At 72.2% G+C, this 17,880-nt stretch carries 19 protein-coding genes and 1 pseudogene; 9 read left to right on the top strand and 11 right to left on the bottom strand.

Annotated features, from left to right (window positions below; translation table 11 throughout):
• The first annotated feature begins 67 nt into the window (after positions 1 to 67).
• Positions 68 to 1,876, top strand: a complete 1,809-nt coding sequence (locus FFK22_RS19385) for an ABC transporter ATP-binding protein/permease (protein ID WP_221938702.1) — start codon at positions 68 to 70, stop codon at positions 1,874 to 1,876.
• Between the two features lie 4 nt (positions 1,877 to 1,880).
• Here the strand turns inward: FFK22_RS19385 and FFK22_RS19380 are convergent, their stop codons facing one another.
• On the bottom strand, positions 1,881 to 2,777 hold the full coding sequence (locus tag FFK22_RS19380; RefSeq protein ID WP_138889076.1) for an NAD(P)-dependent oxidoreductase: 897 nt from the start codon (positions 2,775 to 2,777) through the stop codon (positions 1,881 to 1,883).
• 33 nt (positions 2,778 to 2,810) lie between these two features.
• The gene (locus tag FFK22_RS19375) at positions 2,811 to 4,004 is read right to left on the bottom strand and encodes an acetyl-CoA C-acyltransferase (protein ID WP_138889077.1); all 1,194 of its coding nucleotides are present in this window, start codon (positions 4,002 to 4,004) and stop codon (positions 2,811 to 2,813) included.
• Between the two features lie 114 nt (positions 4,005 to 4,118).
• Here FFK22_RS19375 and FFK22_RS19370 point away from each other — a divergent pair, with 114 nt between their 5' ends.
• Together FFK22_RS19370 and FFK22_RS19365 are read left to right on the top strand one after the other, a co-directional pair.
• Positions 4,119 to 5,252, top strand: a complete 1,134-nt coding sequence (locus FFK22_RS19370; RefSeq protein ID WP_138889078.1) for a cupin domain-containing protein — start codon at positions 4,119 to 4,121, stop codon at positions 5,250 to 5,252.
• Positions 5,253 to 5,347: 95 nt separating this feature from the next.
• Positions 5,348 to 5,743: an OmpA family protein gene (locus FFK22_RS19365; RefSeq protein ID WP_138889079.1), complete on the top strand. Its 396-nt coding sequence runs from the start codon at positions 5,348 to 5,350 to the stop codon at positions 5,741 to 5,743.
• A 62-nt stretch (positions 5,744 to 5,805) separates the two neighbouring features.
• Here the strand turns inward: FFK22_RS19365 and mscL are convergent, their stop codons facing one another.
• Entirely contained in the window at positions 5,806 to 6,225 is a 420-nt protein-coding gene (gene mscL / locus FFK22_RS19360) for a large conductance mechanosensitive channel protein MscL (protein WP_138889080.1), read from the bottom strand.
• A 259-nt stretch (positions 6,226 to 6,484) separates the two neighbouring features.
• On the opposite strand from mscL, the gene FFK22_RS19355 reads away from it, so the two are divergent.
• Positions 6,485 to 7,018 (top strand): gamma-glutamylcyclotransferase family protein, encoded by a 534-nt coding sequence (locus FFK22_RS19355; protein ID WP_186002544.1) that lies wholly within the window; start codon positions 6,485 to 6,487, stop codon positions 7,016 to 7,018.
• 1 nt (position 7,019) lies between these two features.
• Here the strand turns inward: FFK22_RS19355 and FFK22_RS19350 are convergent, their stop codons facing one another.
• A complete protein-coding gene (locus FFK22_RS19350; protein ID WP_138889082.1) occupies positions 7,020 to 7,517 on the bottom strand; it encodes a DUF1003 domain-containing protein in 498 nt (165 codons plus the stop codon).
• A 142-nt stretch (positions 7,518 to 7,659) separates the two neighbouring features.
• On the opposite strand from FFK22_RS19350, the gene FFK22_RS19345 reads away from it, so the two are divergent.
• Together FFK22_RS19345 and FFK22_RS19340 are read left to right on the top strand one after the other, a co-directional pair.
• The gene (locus FFK22_RS19345; RefSeq protein WP_138889083.1) at positions 7,660 to 7,926 is read left to right on the top strand and encodes a hypothetical protein; all 267 of its coding nucleotides are present in this window, start codon (positions 7,660 to 7,662) and stop codon (positions 7,924 to 7,926) included.
• 36 nt (positions 7,927 to 7,962) lie between these two features.
• A complete protein-coding gene (locus tag FFK22_RS19340) occupies positions 7,963 to 8,832 on the top strand; it encodes a metallophosphoesterase (RefSeq protein ID WP_138889084.1) in 870 nt (289 codons plus the stop codon).
• Here the strand turns inward: FFK22_RS19340 and FFK22_RS19335 are convergent.
• From FFK22_RS19335 to tsaD, 7 genes and pseudogenes are all read right to left on the bottom strand, one after another.
• Positions 8,798 to 9,508 carry a 4'-phosphopantetheinyl transferase superfamily protein gene (locus tag FFK22_RS19335; RefSeq protein WP_138889085.1) on the bottom strand — a complete coding sequence of 237 codons (711 nt, stop codon included), beginning with the start codon at positions 9,506 to 9,508 and terminating at the stop codon, positions 8,798 to 8,800. The genes FFK22_RS19340 and FFK22_RS19335 overlap by 35 nt on opposite strands.
• 13 nt (positions 9,509 to 9,521) lie before the next feature.
• Positions 9,522 to 9,938 carry an EVE domain-containing protein gene (locus FFK22_RS19330; RefSeq protein WP_138889086.1) on the bottom strand — a complete coding sequence of 139 codons (417 nt, stop codon included), beginning with the start codon at positions 9,936 to 9,938 and terminating at the stop codon, positions 9,522 to 9,524.
• A gap of 97 nt (positions 9,939 to 10,035) precedes the next feature.
• Positions 10,036 to 10,359: a BrnA antitoxin family protein gene (locus FFK22_RS19325; protein WP_138889087.1), complete on the bottom strand. Its 324-nt coding sequence runs from the start codon at positions 10,357 to 10,359 to the stop codon at positions 10,036 to 10,038.
• On the bottom strand, positions 10,340 to 10,522 hold the full coding sequence (locus tag FFK22_RS44800; protein ID WP_373683754.1) for a BrnT family toxin: 183 nt from the start codon (positions 10,520 to 10,522) through the stop codon (positions 10,340 to 10,342). Before FFK22_RS44800 ends, FFK22_RS19325 begins: the two co-directional genes overlap by 20 nt.
• A 7-nt stretch (positions 10,523 to 10,529) precedes the next feature.
• A pseudogene (locus tag FFK22_RS44795) lies at positions 10,530 to 10,640 on the bottom strand (BrnT family toxin); the annotation flags it as partial.
• Between the two features lie 60 nt (positions 10,641 to 10,700).
• Entirely contained in the window at positions 10,701 to 11,678 is a 978-nt protein-coding gene (locus tag FFK22_RS19315) for an NAD(P)H-dependent glycerol-3-phosphate dehydrogenase (RefSeq protein ID WP_138889088.1), read from the bottom strand.
• The gene (gene tsaD / locus FFK22_RS19310) at positions 11,675 to 12,730 is read right to left on the bottom strand and encodes a tRNA (adenosine(37)-N6)-threonylcarbamoyltransferase complex transferase subunit TsaD (protein WP_138889089.1); all 1,056 of its coding nucleotides are present in this window, start codon (positions 12,728 to 12,730) and stop codon (positions 11,675 to 11,677) included. The genes FFK22_RS19315 and tsaD overlap by 4 nt, the downstream gene beginning before the upstream one ends.
• A gap of 376 nt (positions 12,731 to 13,106) precedes the next feature.
• Between tsaD and hemC the strand changes: the two genes are divergently transcribed.
• From hemC to FFK22_RS19295, 3 genes are read left to right on the top strand one after another with little or no spacing between them, the layout of a single operon-like run.
• Positions 13,107 to 14,051: a hydroxymethylbilane synthase gene (gene hemC / locus FFK22_RS19305; RefSeq protein ID WP_138889090.1), complete on the top strand. Its 945-nt coding sequence runs from the start codon at positions 13,107 to 13,109 to the stop codon at positions 14,049 to 14,051.
• Between the two features lie 25 nt (positions 14,052 to 14,076).
• On the top strand, positions 14,077 to 16,464 hold the full coding sequence (locus FFK22_RS19300; protein ID WP_138889091.1) for a uroporphyrinogen-III synthase: 2,388 nt from the start codon (positions 14,077 to 14,079) through the stop codon (positions 16,462 to 16,464).
• On the top strand, positions 16,461 to 17,858 hold the full coding sequence (locus FFK22_RS19295) for a heme biosynthesis protein HemY (RefSeq protein WP_138889092.1): 1,398 nt from the start codon (positions 16,461 to 16,463) through the stop codon (positions 17,856 to 17,858). The genes FFK22_RS19300 and FFK22_RS19295 overlap by 4 nt, the downstream gene beginning before the upstream one ends.
• Positions 17,859 to 17,880: the final 22 nt, after the last annotated feature.

Below are 17,880 nucleotides of genomic sequence, written 5' to 3'. Positions count from 1 at the left end.
GCAAGTGCGACGGGATGCCGGCCCCGGCCGTGTATTAGGATGGGAGACTGACGATGCGAGTCCGGCCATGTCGATGACACCGCCCCGGGGGGACCACAGCGCGCGCGGCGACCTGGCCACGCTGGGCCGGGTCATGCCCTATCTGTGGCGCGGCGAGAGCTGGGGCGTGCGGCTGCGCATCCTGGCCTGCGTCGCCCTGGTGTTCCTGTCCTCCTTCGCCGTGGCGCTGGTGCCGCTGCTGTTCTCGCTGGCGATCGATGCCTATGCCGGCAAGGCCAATGCCTGGGCGATCGGGGCGATGGGCGTGATCACCGCCTATGCCGTCGCCTCCTGGGTCGGGCGCATCTTGGGCGAGCTGCAATACGCCGCCTACGGCCCGATCGAGCATCGCCTCGTCAGGCGGCTGAGCCGCACCTTCTTCACCCATCTGCACGGGCTGTCGCTGCGCTTCCATCTCGGCCGCCGCACCGGCGCGGTCAGCGAGGATCTCGGCCGCGGCCTGGCCGGCATCCGCGAGCTGATCTACGACGTCGCCTTCCGCATCCTGCCGCTGCTGATCGAGATCGCCGCCACCTGCGCCATCCTGCTGGCGCATCTGCCGCCCTTCTACGCCCTGGTCACCGCCGCCACTCTTGCCGCCTTCGCCTGGGCCATGACGCTGGGCGCCGACAGCCTGCGCAGCACGATCCGGACCATGAACCGGGAGAGCAGCAGCGCCCATGCCGTCGCCATCGACAGCCTGATCAACTACGAGACGGTGAAGTATTTCGGCGCCGAGGGCGCGATCGGCCGCCGCTACGACGAGCGGCTGGAGGAGGTCGAGCGGCTGGCCGCGCGCGGCCTGGCCCTGCGCAGCCTGAACGGCATCGCCCAGATGACGGTGCTGAGCCTGGGCCTCGCCATCCTGCTGATCCTCGGCGGCCAGGCGGTGCAGGCCGGCACCATGTCGGTCGGCGACCTGGTGCTGCTGAACACCTATTTCGTCCGCCTGGCCCGGCCGCTGGAGCAGCTGAGCCGGCTGTACCGGGTGATCCGCAACTCGCTGGGGTCGGTCGAGCAGATGTTCGCGCTGCTGGACGAGGCGCCGGAGGTGACGGATGCGCCGGGCGCGATGCCGCTGCCGCCCGGCCGTGGCGACCTGGTGTTCGAGCACGTCTCCTTCGCCTATGATCCGCGCCGGCCGATCCTGCGCGACGTCTCCTTCACCCTGCCGGCCGGGCGGACCGTGGCGGTGGTCGGCGCCTCGGGCGCCGGCAAGTCGACCATCGCCCGGCTGCTGTTCCGCTTCTACGACCCGTCCGCCGGCCGGATCCTGATGGACGGCCAGGATCTGCGCGCCATCACCCAGGCTTCGCTGCGCGGCGCCATTGCGGTGGTGCCGCAGGACACGGTGCTGTTGAACGAGACGCTGTTCGACAACCTCGTCTTCGGCCGGCCGGAGGCGACGCGCGAGGAGGTCGAGGCGGCGGCGCGGATCGCCCAGCTCGACCGTTTCGTCGCCGGGCTGCCGGATGGCTGGGACACCCGGGTCGGCGAGCGCGGGCTGAAGCTGTCGGGCGGCGAGAAGCAGCGCGTCGCCATCGCCCGCGCCGTCCTGAAGCAGCCGCGGCTGTTCATCTTCGACGAGGCGACCTCGTCGCTGGACAGCGCCACCGAGCAGGCGATCCAGGAGCGCTTGGCCGAGGCCTCGCGCGGCACCTCGACGCTGATCATCGCCCACCGCCTGTCGACCGTGGTCAATGCCGACGAGATCCTGGTGCTGGACCGCGGCCGGGTGGCGGAGCGCGGCAGCCACGCGGCCCTGCTGGCCCGGGATGGACTCTACGCCGCGCTATGGCAGCGCCAGCACCGGGTGGCCGAGCCCGCCGCGGAATAGCGCCTCAATCCACCTTCAGCCCTGCCGCCTCGGCGGCATCGAGGGCTATGGCGGTCCAGTCGAGGTCGCCGCGGCCGCGGGCGATCGAGCCGATGAAGCGCTCGCGCAGCACCGCGGCGAAGGGCAGCGGCACGCCCGCCTTCTCTCCCGCCGCCATGGCCAGGCCGACATCCTTGAGGCCGAGAGGCATGCGGAAGCCCGGCGGCGAGAACTTCCGGTCGACGATGAAGCCGCCGTAGTTCTTGTAGATCGGCGCCGCGAAGATCGAGCTGGAATACAGCTCATGCGCCTGGCGGGCGGAGACGCCGTGCTTCTCCAGCAGGGTGAAGGTCTCGGCCATTGCCTCGATCGCTGCCGCGATCATGAAGTTGCCGCCGATCTTGACGACGTTCGCCGCCTCCGGCGCCTCGCCGAAATCATGCACCGACTGGCCCAGCGCCTCCAGCACCGGCCGGGCCTTGTCCTTGGCCGCGGCCGGGCCGGAGACGGCGATCCAGAGCTGGCCGGAGCCCGCCGCAGGCGGCCGGCCGAACACCGGCGACCCGACATAGGCCGAGCCGGCCTCCGCATGCGCCTTCGCGAGATCGGCGGCGATCGACGGGCTGACCGTGCTCATCGACAGGTGCACGCCGCCCTGGCCGAGGCCGGACAGGATGCCGCTGTCGCCCGTGGTCACGCTCTTCAGCGCCGAATCGTCGGCCACCATGGACAGGACGATGCCGCCGGCCGCGGCCTCGGCCGGGGTCGCCGCCCGGACCGCGCCCTTGGCCAGCAGCGGCTCCTCCGCCCCGGCGCTGCGGTTCCACACCGCGACCGGCCAGCCCTGGTCGAGCAGGCGCCCGGCCATCGCCGCGCCCATGCTGCCGAGGCCGACCACGCCGATCTGCGTCTTGTCCGTCATCGTCCTGTCCTCTCGTTCCGACGGGGCTGGCCGCTAGGCCGCCGCCCGCTCGATCGCCACCGCCGTGGCTTCGCCGCCGCCGATGCAGAGCGCCGCGACGCCGCGCTTGAGGCCGTGGGTCTGCAATGCATTCAACAGGGTGACGATGATCCGTGCTCCCGACGCGCCGACCGGATGGCCGAGGGCGCAGGCGCCGCCATGGACATTGACCTTGTCATGCGGCAGGTCGAGGTCGCGCATGGCCGCCATGGTGACCACGGCGAAGGCCTCGTTGATCTCGAACAGGTCGACATCCTTCGCCGCCCAGCCGGTCCGCTGGAACAACGTCTCCATCGCCCCGATCGGCGCGGTGGTGAACCAGGCCGGCGCCCGGGCGTGGCTGGCATGGCCGATGATCTGCGCCAGCACCGGCAGGCTGCGCCGCTCCGCCTCCGACCGGCGCAGCAGCACCAGTGCCGCGCCGCCGTCGGAGATCGAGCTGGAATTCGCCGCCGTCACCGTGCCGTCCGGGCGGAAGGCGGGCTTCAGCGTCGGGATCTTCTCGGGCCTCGCATTGCGCGGCTGCTCGTCGGTCGCAATGCTGACGTCGCCGCCGCGGCCCTTCACCGTCACCGCCGCGATCTCGCGGGCGAAGGTACCGTCCTCCGACGCCTTGCGCGCCCGGTCCAGGCTGGCCAGAGCGAAGCTGTCCTGCTGTTCGCGGGTGAACTGGTAGTGCTGCGCCGTGTCCTCGGCATAAGTGCCCATCAGCCGGCCCGGCTCATAGGCGTCCTCCAGCCCGTCGAGGAACATGTGGTCCAGCACCCTTCCGTGGCCCATGCGGTAGCCGCCGCGGGCGCGGTCCAGCAGGTAAGGGGCGTTGGTCATGCTCTCCAGCCCGCCGGCGACGCCGATGCCGATCGACCCGGCAGCGATCGCGTCATGGATCTGCATCACCGCCTTCATGCCGGAGCCGCACATCTTGTTGACCGTGGTGCAGGGCACCGCGTCGGGCAGGCCGGCGCCGCGGGCGGCCTGGCGCGCCGGGGCCTGGCCCAGGCCGGCCGGCAGCACGCAGCCCATCACCACCTCGTCCACCGCGTCGGCGGCGAGGCCGGCGCGCTGCAGCGCCGCGGCGATGGCGACGGCGCCGAGCTGCGGCGCCTTCACATCCTTCAGCTCGCCCTGGAAGCCGCCCATCGGGGTGCGGGCCGCGCCCGCGATGACGACGGGATCATTCGCGCTCATGACATCCTCCGGTGTCTCGTTGGGCAGATGCTAGCACGGGCAGGCGGCCCCTGGGCGAGGACGGATCGACCCGGTAGAGTGCGCCGTCATTCCCTGGGCAACACCGCGGCCTCCATGACCGATCCCCTGCTCGGCGGCCTGTCCGCAGCCGATTTCCTGGCCCGCCACTGGCAGAAGGCGCCGCTCTTGATCCGCCAGGCGATCCCGGGCTGGGCCAGCCCGGTCACGCCGGACGAGCTGGCCGGCCTGGCCTGCGAGGACGGGGTGGAGAGCCGCCTCGTGACCCGCCGCCGAGGCAAATGGGCGGTGCGGCACGGGCCGTTCGACGAGGCCGATTTCGGCAAGCTGCCAGCCACGGACTGGACGTTGCTGGTGCAGGGTGTCGACCTGTGGGAGCCGGACGTGGCGGCACTGCGCGACCGCTTCCGCTTCGTGCCGGACTGGCGGCTGGACGACGTCATGGTCAGCTATGCCCCGGCGGGCGGCGGCGTCGGCGCCCATGTCGACCAGTACGACGTGTTCCTGCTGCAGGGCCTGGGCCACCGGCGTTGGCGGATCGGCAGCGCGGCCGAGATCCGGCCGGCCTGGGTGCCCGACCAGCCCCTGAAGCTGCTGGCCGATTTCCAGCCCGCCGAGGAATGGGTGCTGGAGCCGGGCGACATGCTGTACCTGCCGCCGGGCTGGGCCCATGACGGCGTCGCCGAGGATGACTGCCTGACCTTCTCGATCGGCTTCCGCGCCCCGAGCGTGGCCGAGCTGGCCGGCCGCTTCGCCGCTGCCGTGGCCGATGCCGAGGATGAGGAGCGACGCTATGCCGACCCCGACCTGGCACCGCCGGCCAACCCCGGCGAGATCCCTGAGGCGGCGATCGAGCGGGTGCGCGCGTATCTGGCCGAGAAGCTGGACGACCGTGGCTTCCTGGCCGGTTGGCTGGGCGGCCTCTTGACCGAGCCGAAGGAGGAGCGCGAGGCGCCGCCGCCGCGCAAGCGCCGTCCGGCCGGAGCGCTGCGCCGGGCGATCGGCAGCCGCCTGGCCTTCGCCCGCGACGGAGACGGGCTGGTGCTGTTCGCCGATGGCGAGGCGCATCCGGCGCCGGCCGGTGCCGCCGCCGAGGCGGCGCTGCGCCTGTGCGGCGACGGTCGGCTGACGGCTGAGGAGGCCAAGTCGGCCTGGGCCGATCCGGCGGCGGCGGCGCTGCTGGATGCGCTGCTGGCCCAGGGCGGGATCGAGCCGGCCGGCAAGAGGTGAGCGCTTTCGGCAACGCAGCGAAGCGGAAGCGCTTCTATCGGCCGTGCCGGTCAGGTAAGGATTCCCGACCAACAACAAACCCGAACAGGTCGATCATGCCGATTGCAAGCCGTCGTGCGCTCCTGGCCCTGGTTCCCGTCCTGGCAATCGCCGCCTGCGCCCCCAAGGCCGGCGGCGCCTACGACATCTTCTTCACGGATGAGAGCGCCACGCTGACGCCGGATGCGCGGGCGCTGGTCGCCAAGGCGGCGTCGGAGGCCAAGAACTGGGGCGCGAAGTCGATCAGCGTCGACGGCTTTGCCGGCAAGGCCGGCCCGCGCGACACCCATGAGGCGTTGTCGGTCAAGCGGGCCGAGGCCGTCGCCGGGGCGCTGGTGGCGGACGGCGTCCCGCCGACCCTGATCCACCGCGTCGAGGGCCATGGCGACGCCGGCGCCTTGCCGGACGTCACCGTCGGCGAGCGCCGGGTCGAGATCCGGCTCGCCTACTGAACCAGGGGCTGGACAAGGTTGGGTTCGCCCTTGCGAACCCAACCTACGAAGCTTTTCCTGCCTCAGCGCTGCGCGCGCAGCGTGTCGCGGATTTCCTCCAGCAGCACCTCGCTGCGCGGCGGCGCGGCCGGGGCGGCGGGAGCGGGCTCGGGCTTCTTCATGAAGCGGTTGACCTGCTTCACCAGCAGGAACACGGCGAAGGCGATGATCAGGAAGTTGATGATCGCATTGATGAAGACGCCGTAGTTGATCGTCGCGGCACCGGCCGCCTTGGCCGCGGCCAGACTGTCGTAATGGGTCCCCGACAGGTTGATGTAGTAGTTCGAGAAGTCGACACCGCCCAGCATCACGCCGATCGGCGGCATGATGATGTCGTTGACCAGCGAATTCACGATCGTGGTGAAGGCCACGCCCATGATGATGCCGACCGCCAAGTCGATCACATTGCCGCGGGCAATGAAGGCCTTGAACTCCTGTAACATCCGCTGCCCCCACATCTCTGTTGGTGGCCGATGCCGGCCGCGACATAAAAATATACATCTGATTTGCACCGGATCACAGAAAAACCTGCAAACATCCTGACAAAGCAGGGAAATGGCCGGATCCGCAGCTTCAAGAAATGCCGGTGAATCGACTTGACTTTCGGCGCGGCAGGATCAAATTGCGCCGCCTCGCACCACCACAATGACGGGCGGCCGACCCCGCCGTCGGAACCGCCCGGGCCGGGAAGGAAAACGACCGATGCGCCTGTTCTTCTTCGGCACGCTGCAGGATCCCGACCTGTTCGCGCTGGTGATCGGCCGGCCGATGGCGGCCCTGGCGACGCAGCCGGCGACCCTGCTGGGCCGGCAGAGCCGCAAGGTGAAGGGCGAGAGCTATCCGATCCTGCTGCCGCATCCCGACGGCCGGGTCGACGGGCTGCTGGTCGAGGGCTTCACCGGTGACGAGTTGGACCGGATGCAGTTCTTCGAGAGCGACGACTACGCGCTGCAGCCGGTGGACGTGGCGCTGGCCAACGGCAGCCGAGCCGAGGCGCAGATCTACGCCTCGACCGGCGCGCTCGAGGATGCCGGCGAGCCCTGGCATCTCGAGGCCTGGCAGGCCACCGAGAAGCCGCGCACCCTGATGCACCACGAAGCCTATATGTCGCTGTACGGCAAGATGAGCAGCGCCGAGGCCGCCCTGCGCTGGCCCGAGGTCAAGGCCCAGGCAGACCGCCGCTATGCCGAAGCCCGCGCCGAGCGGCATTTCGCCGAGCGCCGCCGTCCTCGGTAGGTCAAGTCGCGCCCTTCCCCTCGGCCGCATCCAGCCGCTGAAGCAGCAGTTCCACCGCCCGGGTCAGGCGCACCACCTCCTGCTCCCGCAGCAGGTCGATCTTCTGGTGCAGCTGCTCGATCTCCAGCTCCGCCTTGATGTTGATCTTGTAGTCACTGTCGGCGTTGTGGCGGTCGATCTCGGCCTGGCGGTTCTGGCTCATCATCAGGATCGGCGCGGTGTAGGCCGCCTGGAACGACAGCGCCAGGTTCAGCAGGATGAAAGGATACGGGTCCCAGGCCTGGATCCAGCCGACCACGTTCAAGACGATCCAGAGGGCCAGCAGCCCGCTCTGCACGATGATGAAGCGCCAGGAGCCGACCGTCGCCGCCACGCCGTCGGCCAGGCGCTGGCCGAAGCTGAGGTCGCCGTGATGCTTGGCCCGATGGTGCCGCCGCTGCTGCCGCAGCTCGTGCAGCAGTTGCTCGTCCTCGGGCGTCAGGCTGGGGGCGTGGGTCATGGACTGTCTCCTGGCGCAGGGCGGCGAGCCGGACGCCTGAACGTTACACCGGCAACCATTTCGCCCGATTCCGCCATCGTCCGGTAGCGGCGCGCTGCGAGCCTCACCCGTCGAGCCTGCGGGTCGCGGCGTCGAGCGAAGGGTGAGCGTGATGAGACCGGACTGGCCGATCGCGGCGGACCGGGCCGAGCCCGGACTCCTGCACCGGACCGTCTCGAAGATCGCGCAGGCCGTCATCGACGGCTTCGCCTTCTGCGCCCAGGGCATGTATCCGGAGCTGTTCTGCCGACAGGACGAGCCGCACCGCCCCGACCTGGACGCCCTGGCCGACGACGCGCCGCGCAGCTGGCGCTCCGATCTCGATGTCGAGCTGCACCGGGTCGTGTCGCTGCACCGATTCAGGGGATAGCTGGCCAGATCGGCCCGGACCGGCCAAGCTGCCCCCATGCGCCTCTATGCCATCAGCGACCTGCATCTCGCCTCCGACGCCAGCTTCGAACGGCTGGACGCCCTGCCCGGCCATCCCGAGGACTGGCTGATCCTGGCCGGCGACATCGCCGAGACCGCGGACGGGCTGGACCGCGCCTTCACCGCGCTGGCCGGAAAATTCGCCAGGCTGATCTGGGTACCGGGCAATCACGAGCTGTGGACCCGGGCGCGCAGCCCGACCGCTCCGCGCGGGGCGGGGCGCTACGAATCGCTGGTCGCATTGGCCCGGCGGCACGGCGTGACCACGCCCGAGGATCCCTATCCGATCTGGACAGGGCCAGGCGACGAGCATGCGATCGCGCCGCTGTTCCTGCTGTACGACTACAGCTTCCGGCCGCCCGGCCTGCCGATCGAGGAGGTGGTGGCCTGGGCGGCAGAGGAAAGCGCCGTCTGCGCCGACGAGCTGCTGCTGTATCCCGACCCCTACCCGACCCGGCAGGACTGGTGCCGCGCCCGGATCGAGGCCACCGCCCGGCGCCTGGCGGCACTGCCGGCGGGGTTGCCGACGGTGCTGGTGAACCACTACCCGCTGCGCCGCGACCTGGTGCGGATCCCCCGCATCCCACGCTTCAGCCCCTGGTGCGGCACGGTGCTCACCGAAGATTGGCACCGCCGCTTCCGCGCCACCGTCGCAGTCAGCGGCCATCTACATGTCCGCCATACCGACTGGCGCGACGGCACCCGGTTCGAGGAGGTGTCGCTGGGCTATCCCTACCAGTGGGAGCAGGGCTACGGCATCGGCGCCTATCTGCGCGAGATCCTGCCCGGCCCGCCCGAGCCGACGCCGAGCGTCAGGGTGTCAGGGCAACGGGCCGGACCGCGATGACCGGGTCGCCCTCAGGCTTGCGCAATGCCAGTCCCAGCAGATGCCGGGGTGAGGGCCGCCATTGCCGGAAATGCCAGGCGGCCCCATCGACGGCCGGGTCGAGGAAGCGCACCGCCGGCCGCTCCGACAGCGTCTCGACCACGAAGCCGTCCAGCGCGATGGTCAGGCCGCCGCCCAGCGCCTTCACATAGGCCTCCTTGACCGTCCAGATCTGCAGGAAGGCCTCGCGGCGGCGATCGGCCGGCACCGCCCGCAGCGCCGCCGCCTCTGCCGCAGCGAAGCGGCGGTCGGCGATGCGGGGCTCGACCACCCGGCCGAGCCATTCCAAATCGACCCCGATGACGCTGTCCGGCGCCGCGGCGCAGGCGACCATGCCCTCGGCATGGGAGATGTTGATGCCGATCGACCGCCCCGCCTCCGGCCGGCAGACCAGCGGCTTGCCGTGGTCGCCGATGGCGAAGTCCCAGTCGCCCGCCGGCAACCCGGTGATCTCCTGCAGCAGCCGGCGCATCAGCGACCGGGCGGCGGCGAAGCGGCGGCGGTCGCCGGGCATCAGGAAGCGCGCGGCCCGCGCCCGCTCGGCCTCGGTCAGGAACGGCAGGCAGGCCTCGAACACGGCGTCGTCCTCGGGGACCTCAGCCGTCCAGACATGAGCGTCGGCAGGGGCGTCGCTCATGTCTCCGCCCCGCTCACTTCGGGTCGACGCCGCCGAGCTTGCAGATGTGCTTCCATTCGGCGTCGCTCACGGGGCTGACCGACAGCCGGCCCTGGCGGATCAGGACGAGGTCGGACAGGGCCGGGTCGGCCTTCATCTGCTTCAGCGTGACGAAGGTCTTCAGCGGCCGGGAGGCCTGCACGTCGACCATGCCGAAGCGGCCGCTCTCGTCGCTCGGGTCCGGGTAGTATTCGCGCACGATCTCGACGATGCCGACGATCTCCAGCCCCTCGTTGGAATGGTAGAAGAACGCCTCGTCGCCGAGCTTCATCGCCTTCAGGTTGTTCGAGGCCGCATAGTTCCGGACCCCGTCCCAATGAGTGCGCTTGGCCTTGACCATCTGCTCCCAGCCCCATTTGACGGGTTCGGACTTCACCAGCCAGTGCTTCACGACTCAGCCTCTCGGATCGACGATGCGCCTCTGGGCGGACGCTAGCGGAAAGACGAACGCTTGGGGAAGGGTGCAGAACGCATCGCGCCACCTGCCGCTAGCCCGCGTTTCGAGATCGGAGCGCAGCCAGCATCTCGCGTCGCAGAATCGCGTTGATCCGCGACTGGTATCCCTTCCCCTGCGACCGCAGCCACGCCAGGACGTCGGCATCGATGCGCAGGGTGGTCGAGGTCTTGACCGGCCGATAGAACCGGCCGCGCTCGGCGTTTTGCCAGAACGACTCGGTCAGCGGGGGATTATCGCTGAAGTCGATCTCGCTGTCCGGGCGGGCGGCCAGCGCCGCGAGCTCGGCCTCCTGCTCCTCGGTCAGGGGTGGCAGATGGGCGAGATCGACATCGTGCCTAACGGGCTTCCTGCTCATATCGTCTTCTCTCTTTCCGGTCGGCCGCCCTGGCCGAGATGATGCGAATGATCTCAATCGGCCGGCCGTCCTCATCCTCGTCCCGGATCGTGTGCGCCACCAGCAACAAGACGCGCCCTTCGACCATGCCGAGGGTCTGCCAGCGCTGCTCCCTCGATGCGATCCTGATCCGTCAGGGCAAACGGGTCGGCAAAGGCACGCATGGCCGTCTCGAAGCTGACTCCATGCTTGCGCAGGTTGCCGGCGGCTTTGATCGGATCCCACTCGAACCGGATTCTCATACAAATTTGTTACTACAAATCCGCCATTCAAGATAGCGGCCGATCAAAGTTGGCCAATCCTCAAGTCTCGCGTTTCGCCGGACGCAGCAGCAGGCCGGCGACGGCGGTGTCGATCGCGGCGCCGCGGTTCAGCACCGCGTCGACCGCGGCGATCACCGGCGCCTCGACGCCCGCCTGCGTCGCCAGCCGGGCCGCGGCCGCCGCGGTCCAGACCCCTTCGGTGACCGACCGGCGCTCGCCCAGGATCTCGGCCAGCAGCCGCCCCTGCCCCAGCGCGATGCCGAGCGAGGTGTTGCGGCTGGTGGCGCTGCAGGCGGTCAGCAGCAGGTCGCCGAGGCCGGACAGGCCCATCAGCGTCTCCGGCCGCGCCCCAAGCCCGGCACCGAGCCGCGTCATCTCAGCCAGGCCGCGGGTGACCAGCGCCGCCCGGGCGTTCTCGCCCAGGCCCCGTCCGGTGACGATGCCGGCGGCGATCGCCAGCACGTTCTTCAGCGCGCCGCCGAGGGCGACACCGCGCAGATCTTCGCTCCAATACAGCCGCAGCGTCCTGTGGCCGAGATTGCGGGCCAAAGCGGCACCGGTCTCGGCATCGGCGCAGGCCAGGGTCAGGGCGGTGGGCAGGCCGCGCGCCACCTCGGCGGCGAAGCTGGGGCCGGACAGCAGCACCGGCGCCGCCTCCGGCCGCGCCTCGGCCGCGACCTCGTGCATGAACCGGCCGGTCGCGGTCTCGATGCCCTTGGCGGTGATCAGCAGCGGCCCGGGCCGCGGCGCCAGCTGCCCCAGGATCGCGCGCAGATGCTGCGCCGGCACGGCGAGCACCCGCAGCCCATCGGCCGCACCGAGGTCGGCGGTGACCGCGATCCCCGGATGCAGCGCGATGCCGGGCAGGTAGGCGGCGTTCTCGCGGCTGCCCTGCATCGCCGCGGCGCGCTCCGGATCGCGGGCCCACAGCAGCACCTTGTGGCCGGCTCCGGCGAAGCTCTGCGCCAGGGCCGTGCCCCAGGCGCCGGCGCCGATCACTGAGATCCGGCGCGTCAAGCCTTCACCCCGGCGCCGATCGCCGCCCTGGCGGTGGGGTCGAGCGGCCAGCGCGGCCGCGGCGCGCAGTCCAGCCCGTCGACCAGGCCGAGGCGAAGCCGCTCCAGCCCGGCCCAGGCGATCATGGCGCCGTTGTCGGTGCACAGCTTGAGAGGCGGCGCGACGAAGGGCAGCCCGGCGGCCGCCGACACCTCGGACAGGCGGGCGCGCAGCCGCTGGTTGGCGGCGACGCCGCCGGCCACCACGAAGGCGCCGCCGGCCGGATGCTCAGCCCGGAACCGGGCGATCGCGCGCTTCGCCCGGTCGGCCAGCGAGGCCGCGACCGACTCCTGGAAGGCGGCGCAGAGATCGGCGATGTCCTGCTCGGCCGGCGGCTGCGTCAGCCCGGCCACGGCGCGGCGCACCGCGGTCTTGAGGCCTGAGAAGGAGAAGTCGCAATCCGGCCGCCCGACCATCGGCCGCGGCAGGGCGAAACGCTTCGGGTCGCCATTCTTCGCCGCGGCCTCGACCAGCGGCCCGCCGGGATGGCCGAGGCCGAGCATCTTGGCGACCTTGTCGAAGGCCTCGCCGACCGCGTCGTCGATGGTGGTGCCCCAGCGCCGGTAGCGCCCGACACCCTCGACGCAGAGCAACTGGCAATGGCCGCCGGAGACCAGCAGCAGCAGATAGGGGAAGTCGACGCCGTCGGTCAGCCGCGCCGTCAGGGCGTGGCCTTCGAGATGATTCACGCCGAGAAAGGGCAAGCCGCGCGCGGCGGCGATGCCCTTGGCGGTCATCACCCCGACGGCGACGCCGCCGATCAGCCCCGGCCCGGCGGTGGCGGCGATGCCGTCGACGGCATCGAGGCCGAGGCCGGCCTCGGCCAGCGCCCGGCGGACCACGCCGTCGAGATGGGCGAGATGGGCACGCGCCGCCACCTCGGGCACCACGCCGCCATAGGGGGCATGCTCCTCGATCTGGCTGAGCACGACATTGGCCAGGATGCGTCGCTGGTCGTCGACCAGCGCCGCCGCCGTCTCGTCGCAGGAGGTCTCGATGCCGAGCACGATCATGATCGGCCCGATATAGGCGGTCTGCCGGCGCGGCGAAAGGACCGCTCGGCCTTTACTCCCGATCGCGACGCTCCGCTGCCCTGCGGATCCGGTCGCGCAGAGACTCGAAATAGGCGGCGTCGACCGGAGAGGTCAGCGGCGACCTCGCCCCTAGAAGCAATGCCTCTCGAAGCGTCCGGCGATCCTGATCCTTCCGGGCCGGGTCGTCGACGTCAGGCGGGAGATCACTGGTCGTGCCCATCCTTGATGTTACGCCGCCTTGGCGAGCGTTGACGAGCCCGATCCTGGCGTCGGTGACGGGCGCCCACCGGCCACGTCGCCGCAACCGTCCCACACAGCTTGCCCCCCGGCCCCCGGCCTTCTAGAAGTCGGGGCCATGGACACCGTTCTCCGCATCGGCACGCGCGGCAGCGCCCTTGCCCTCGCCCAGGCCGAGGAGACGCGGCGGCGTCTGATCGCGGCGCATCCGGCCCTCGCCACGCCCGGCGCGGTCGAGATCCAGGCCATCCGCACCACCGGCGACCGGGTGCAGGACCGCGCCCTGTCGGAGATCGGCGGCAAGGGGCTGTTCACCAAGGAGATCGAGGACGGCCTCCTGGACGGCAGCCTGGACATCGCCGTCCATTCGATGAAGGACATGCCGACCCGGCTGCCGGACGGGCTGATCATCGGCGCCCTGCTGCCGCGCGAGGACCCGCGCGACGCCCTGTTCGCCCGCGACGAGGCCCTGGCCGGCCCGGCCAGCCTGGCGGCGCTGAAGCCCGGCGCGGTGGTCGGCACCTCCGGCCTGCGGCGGCAGGCGCAGCTGCTGGCGCTGCGGCCCGACCTGCGGGTCGTGCCGTTCCGCGGCAATGTCGACACCCGCCTGGCCAAGCTCGACGCCGGCACGGTCGACGCCACCCTGCTGGCCCTGGCCGGGCTGAAGCGCCTGGGCAAGGCCGACCGGGTCTCCGCCGTGCTCGACCCGCAGGAGATGCTGCCGGCCGTGGCCCAGGGTGCCATCGGCATCGAATGCCGCGAGGGCGACGACCGGGTGCGCGCCCTGCTGGCCGCGATCCATGACCGCGACACCGGCGACCGGGTGGCGGCCGAGCGCGCCCTGCTGGCGGCGCTGGACGGCAGTTGCCGCACCCCGATCGCGGCGCTGGCCGAGCTGGGGCCCGGCGATGCGCTGACCCTGGTCTCCCGCGTCGCCCTGCCGGACGGCACGGAGATGCATGAGGATCGCCGCCAAGGCCACCGGTCCGAGGCGGCGCGGCTGGGCAGCGAGGCCGGCGAAGCCCTGCGCCGCCGCATCGGCCCGCGCTTCCTAGCCGGATGAGGCGCCGCTGGATGGACGCGACCGGATGACGCGCTGGCTGGTCACCCGGCCGCGGGAAGAGGCCGAGCGCTTCGCCGACGCGATGCGCGACCGCGGCCTCGACCCGGTGGTCGCCCCGATCCTGGAGATCGAGCCGGTCGATCCCGGCCCGATCGACCTCGGCGGCGTGCAGGCGGTGCTGGCCACCAGCCGCAACGGCATCGACGCCTTCGCCCGGCGGGTGAAGCGGCGCGACCTGCCGGTGCTGGCGGTCGGCGACGCCACCGCCGAACTGGCCCGGTCGCTGGGCTTCCGCGACGTGGCCAGCGCTGCCGGCGACGGCGACGATCTGGCCGAACTGGCCCGCGCCCGGCTGGACCCCGCGGCCGGGGTGGTGCTGCACCCTTCGGGCGAGGAGATCGCGCGAGACCACGCCGCTCTGCTGGCGCCCGCCGGCTTCACCGTGCGGCGAATGGTGCTGTACCGCGCCCGGCCCGCGGCAGCGCTGCCTTCGGCGGCGATGGCTGCCCTGGCCGACCCCGGGCTGGCGGGGGTGGTGTTTTTCTCTCCCCGCACCGCGAAGGTCTTTGCTACCCTCGCGGCCCGGGTCGAACTGACCCATCGCCTCGCCGGGCTGACGGCGGTCTGCCTGAGCCCGGCCGTCGCCCAGGCGCTGGATCCGTCGCCCTGGCGGGCGGTGCGAATCGCGGACAGGCCGGATTCGCCGTCGCTGCTGGCGCGGCTTTCCGATTTTCCCGCTGAGCAAGAGACGAGGACGGCGAACGGTATGGACCCGACCCCCGACAAGCCAGGCGAAGCAGCGGCCCCCGGCCCTGATTCCCAGCGGCCGGACGACGCCACCTCTCAGGCTCAGCCGGGGTCCGCCGACGAGACGGCCGGCACCCCCGCCGCGCCGCTTTCCGACGACGCCCTGGCCCTGCCGAGCGAGGGGCCGCTGACCCCGACCGAGCGGGTGATCGACGCCTTCGGCGGCATCCGGCCGATGGCGGCGAAGCTGACCGTGCCGGTGACCACGGTGCAGGGCTGGAAACGGCGCAACGCCATCCCGGAGCAGCGCCACGCCGACATCCTGGCCGCGGCCAGGACCCACGGCATCGCGCTCGACCCGGCCGAGCTGGCCCGCACCCGCCCGGCGACGCCGGAGGAAGGCGCGCCCGAGCCGGTCGATCTGTCCGAGCCCGAGACCCCGCCCGGCCCGCCGCGCGTCGGCCCGCCGACCATCCCGCCGCCGCCCCCGGCCGAGCCGCCGGGCAATGTCGCGAAATCGGCCTGGACCGCGGCGATCGTCGCCATCGTCGCCGCCGCGATCTCGGCCACCGCGCCGGTCTGGTCGCCGAAGATCTTCGGCGCCTCCACCCCCACCCCCGCGCCGCAGGGATCGCCGACGCTGGGCGACCGCGTCGCCTTCATCGAGAAGCGCCTCGCCGACTTCCCGTCCGGCATCTCCGAAGCGATCGATGGGCTGGGCAAGCGGGTCGAGGCTCTGGAGAAGCCGGCCGGCGGCCCGGTCGATCCCGCCGCGATCGAGAAGGGCCGCGCCGACCTGGCCGCCCGGGTCGACGCGATCCAGCAGAAGCTGGACCAGCTGGCCGGCACGGCGCCGCAGCAGGGCCAGCCGCAACCGCAGCAGCCCGCCCCGGCGACCCCTGCCCCGGCTGCGCCGGCCCCCGAGGCCGTGGCAGCGCTGGAGGCCCGGGTCGCGGCGCTGGAATCGGCCCAGGCTGCGGTCAAGACGCTGGGCGACACCGTTGCCACCCTGTCGTCCGGATCGCAGGCCAATGGCAGCACCCTGGCGGCGCTGCAGCAGCAGGTCGACGCGGTCAAGGCGACGGTCGAGCGGCTGCGCAACAGCGACACCGGCGCCCAGGCACTGAGCCTGGCCGCCGGCCAGCTGCGCAGCGCCCTGGACACCGGCGCACCGCTGGACGAGACGCTGGGCCTGCTGCGCGGCCTGGCGCAGAACGACCCCGGCCTGGCCAACGCCGTGGCGGCGCTGGAGCCGGCGGCGAAGGGCGTGCCGAGCCGCGCCGCCCTGGCCACCGGCTTCGCCCAGGCGGCCGAGGCGGCGCGCAAGGCCGACCAGCCGGAGGGCGGCGACTGGGTCGACCGCAGCCTGTCGGTGGTGCAGGACCTGGTCACGGTCCGCCCGGCCCCGGGCGAGGTCGAGGGCTCCGGCACCGACGCCGTGTTGGCCCGCGCCGAGGGCCGGCTGCAGCGCGGCGACCTGGCCGGCGCGGTCGAGGCGGTCAAGGGCCTGAGCGGTCCCGCGGCCTCGGCGATGGCGCCCTGGCGCGGCCAGGCCGAGGCCCGGCTTTCGGCCGAATCGGCGCTGCAAAGCCTGTCCGCCCTGGCGGTTCAGCGACTGGCGGCGGCGACCGCTTCCGGTGACACCCAGCCCCCGAAGGCGCCATGAAGCGTCTGCTGACCTACGCCCTCAAGCTTGCCATCCTGATCGCGGTCGCGGTCTGGCTGGCGGACCGGCCGGGCCATGTCGAGATCCAGTGGCAAGGCCGGGTGATCGAGACCTCGGTCGCGGTGCTGGTGGCGGCCGCGGCGGCGCTGATGCTGCTGGCGGCCTGGCTGTACCGCTTCTGGCGCTCGCTGCGCCGGGCCCCCGGCCGCTTCGTCGAGGGGCGCCGCTTCGCCCGACGCGAGAAGGGCTATCGCGCCCTGACCCGCGGCATGGTCGCGGTCGCGGCCGGCGATGCCGAGGCGGCGCGGCGCTTCGCCCGCAAGGCCGATGTGCTGCTGGACGAGCCGCCGCTGACCCTGCTGCTGTCCGCCCAGGCGGCGCAGCTGGCGGGCGACGACACCGCCGCCACCCGCTATTTCGAGGCGATGCTGCGCCGGCCGGACATGGAGTTCCTGGGCCTGCGCGGCCTGTTGAACCAGTCGCTGCGCCACAAGCAATCCGGCCAGGCGCTGGAGATGGCGCAGCGCGCCCGGTCGCTGCGGCCGGACGCGGCCTGGACCCACCGCGCCTGCTTCGACCTCGAGGTGGCGCAGCACCGCTGGGCCGACGCCCAGCTCAGCCTCGCCCATTCCGTGCGGGTCAAGGCGATCTCGGCCGAGGACGGGCGCCGCTTCAAGACCCGCATCCTGGTCGAGCGCAGCCGCGAGGCCGAGACCGCGGGCGACCTGTCCCAGGCGCTGGACTTCGCCCACAAGGCGGTGGGGCTGGAGCCGGATTTCGTGCCGGCGGCGCTGCAGGAGAGCGCGCTGCTGCAGCGCACCGGCCGCGACAGCCAGGCCGCGCGCCTCCTGGAGAAGAGCTGGGGCCGCGCGGCGCATCCGGAGATCGCCCGCGCCTATGCCGCGCTGGGCCCGGCCGACGAGGGCACGCTCCTCAAGGTCAAGCGGCTGGAGAAGCTGGTGCGGCTGCGGCCGGATTCGGCGACCGGCCTCCTGACCCTGGCCGAGGCCGAGCTGTCGGCGCAGCTCTGGGGCAGCGCCCGCTCGCATCTGCTGAAGGCCGAGCAGGTGGGGCCGTCGCGGCGCGTCTACCGCCTGCTGGCCGATCTGGAGACCGCCGAGCGCAACGACCCGATCGCGGCGCGCAGTTGGCTGGCCAAGGCGCAGACCGCGGCGCCGGACGAGGCCTGGGACTGCGATGCCTGCGGCGCCCAGGCCGGGCGCTGGTCGGCGCTGTGCGACCATTGCCACGGCTTCGACACGCTGGCCTGGCGCATCCCCGGCCCGGCCCGCGGCCTGGCGCCCGCGCCGGTCGAGATCGACGCCTTCCTGCCCGCGCCGGTGCCGCCCGCCGGCGGCACCGCGGTGGCCCCGGTCCCGGCCGCCACGGCCTGATCCCGGTCATGCCGCAGGCCGG

The sequence above is a fragment of the Mycobacterium sp. KBS0706 genome, assembly GCF_005938675.2.
Classification (GTDB): Bacteria; Pseudomonadota; Alphaproteobacteria; order DSM-16000; family Inquilinaceae; genus Inquilinus.
This window is presented reverse-complemented; position numbering and strand designations above follow the sequence as displayed.

What these genes read in the sequence shown, in the direction of transcription:
- FFK22_RS19375 (WP_138889077.1), bottom strand. Translation starts at nt 4,004, where the DNA reads ATGAGCGCGAATGATCCCGTCGTCATCGCGGGCGCGGCCCGCACCCCG.
- mscL (WP_138889080.1), bottom strand. Translation starts at nt 6,225, where the DNA reads ATGTTACAGGAGTTCAAGGCCTTCATTGCCCGCGGCAATGTGATCGAC.
- FFK22_RS19350 (WP_138889082.1), bottom strand. Translation starts at nt 7,517, where the DNA reads ATGACCCACGCCCCCAGCCTGACGCCCGAGGACGAGCAACTGCTGCAC.
- FFK22_RS19380 (WP_138889076.1), bottom strand. Translation starts at nt 2,777, where the DNA reads ATGACGGACAAGACGCAGATCGGCGTGGTCGGCCTCGGCAGCATGGGC.
- FFK22_RS19325 (WP_138889087.1), bottom strand. Translation starts at nt 10,359, where the DNA reads ATGAGCAGGAAGCCCGTTAGGCACGATGTCGATCTCGCCCATCTGCCA.
- FFK22_RS19340 (WP_138889084.1), top strand. Translation starts at nt 7,963, where the DNA reads ATGCGCCTCTATGCCATCAGCGACCTGCATCTCGCCTCCGACGCCAGC.
- FFK22_RS19385 (WP_221938702.1), top strand. Translation starts at nt 68, where the DNA reads ATGTCGATGACACCGCCCCGGGGGGACCACAGCGCGCGCGGCGACCTG.
- FFK22_RS19300 (WP_138889091.1), top strand. Translation starts at nt 14,077, where the DNA reads ATGACGCGCTGGCTGGTCACCCGGCCGCGGGAAGAGGCCGAGCGCTTC.
- FFK22_RS19370 (WP_138889078.1), top strand. Translation starts at nt 4,119, where the DNA reads ATGACCGATCCCCTGCTCGGCGGCCTGTCCGCAGCCGATTTCCTGGCC.
- hemC (WP_138889090.1), top strand. Translation starts at nt 13,107, where the DNA reads ATGGACACCGTTCTCCGCATCGGCACGCGCGGCAGCGCCCTTGCCCTC.
- FFK22_RS19365 (WP_138889079.1), top strand. Translation starts at nt 5,348, where the DNA reads ATGCCGATTGCAAGCCGTCGTGCGCTCCTGGCCCTGGTTCCCGTCCTG.
- FFK22_RS19335 (WP_138889085.1), bottom strand. Translation starts at nt 9,508, where the DNA reads ATGAGCGACGCCCCTGCCGACGCTCATGTCTGGACGGCTGAGGTCCCC.
- FFK22_RS19295 (WP_138889092.1), top strand. Translation starts at nt 16,461, where the DNA reads ATGAAGCGTCTGCTGACCTACGCCCTCAAGCTTGCCATCCTGATCGCG.
- FFK22_RS19355 (WP_186002544.1), top strand. Translation starts at nt 6,485, where the DNA reads ATGCGCCTGTTCTTCTTCGGCACGCTGCAGGATCCCGACCTGTTCGCG.
- tsaD (WP_138889089.1), bottom strand. Translation starts at nt 12,730, where the DNA reads ATGATCGTGCTCGGCATCGAGACCTCCTGCGACGAGACGGCGGCGGCG.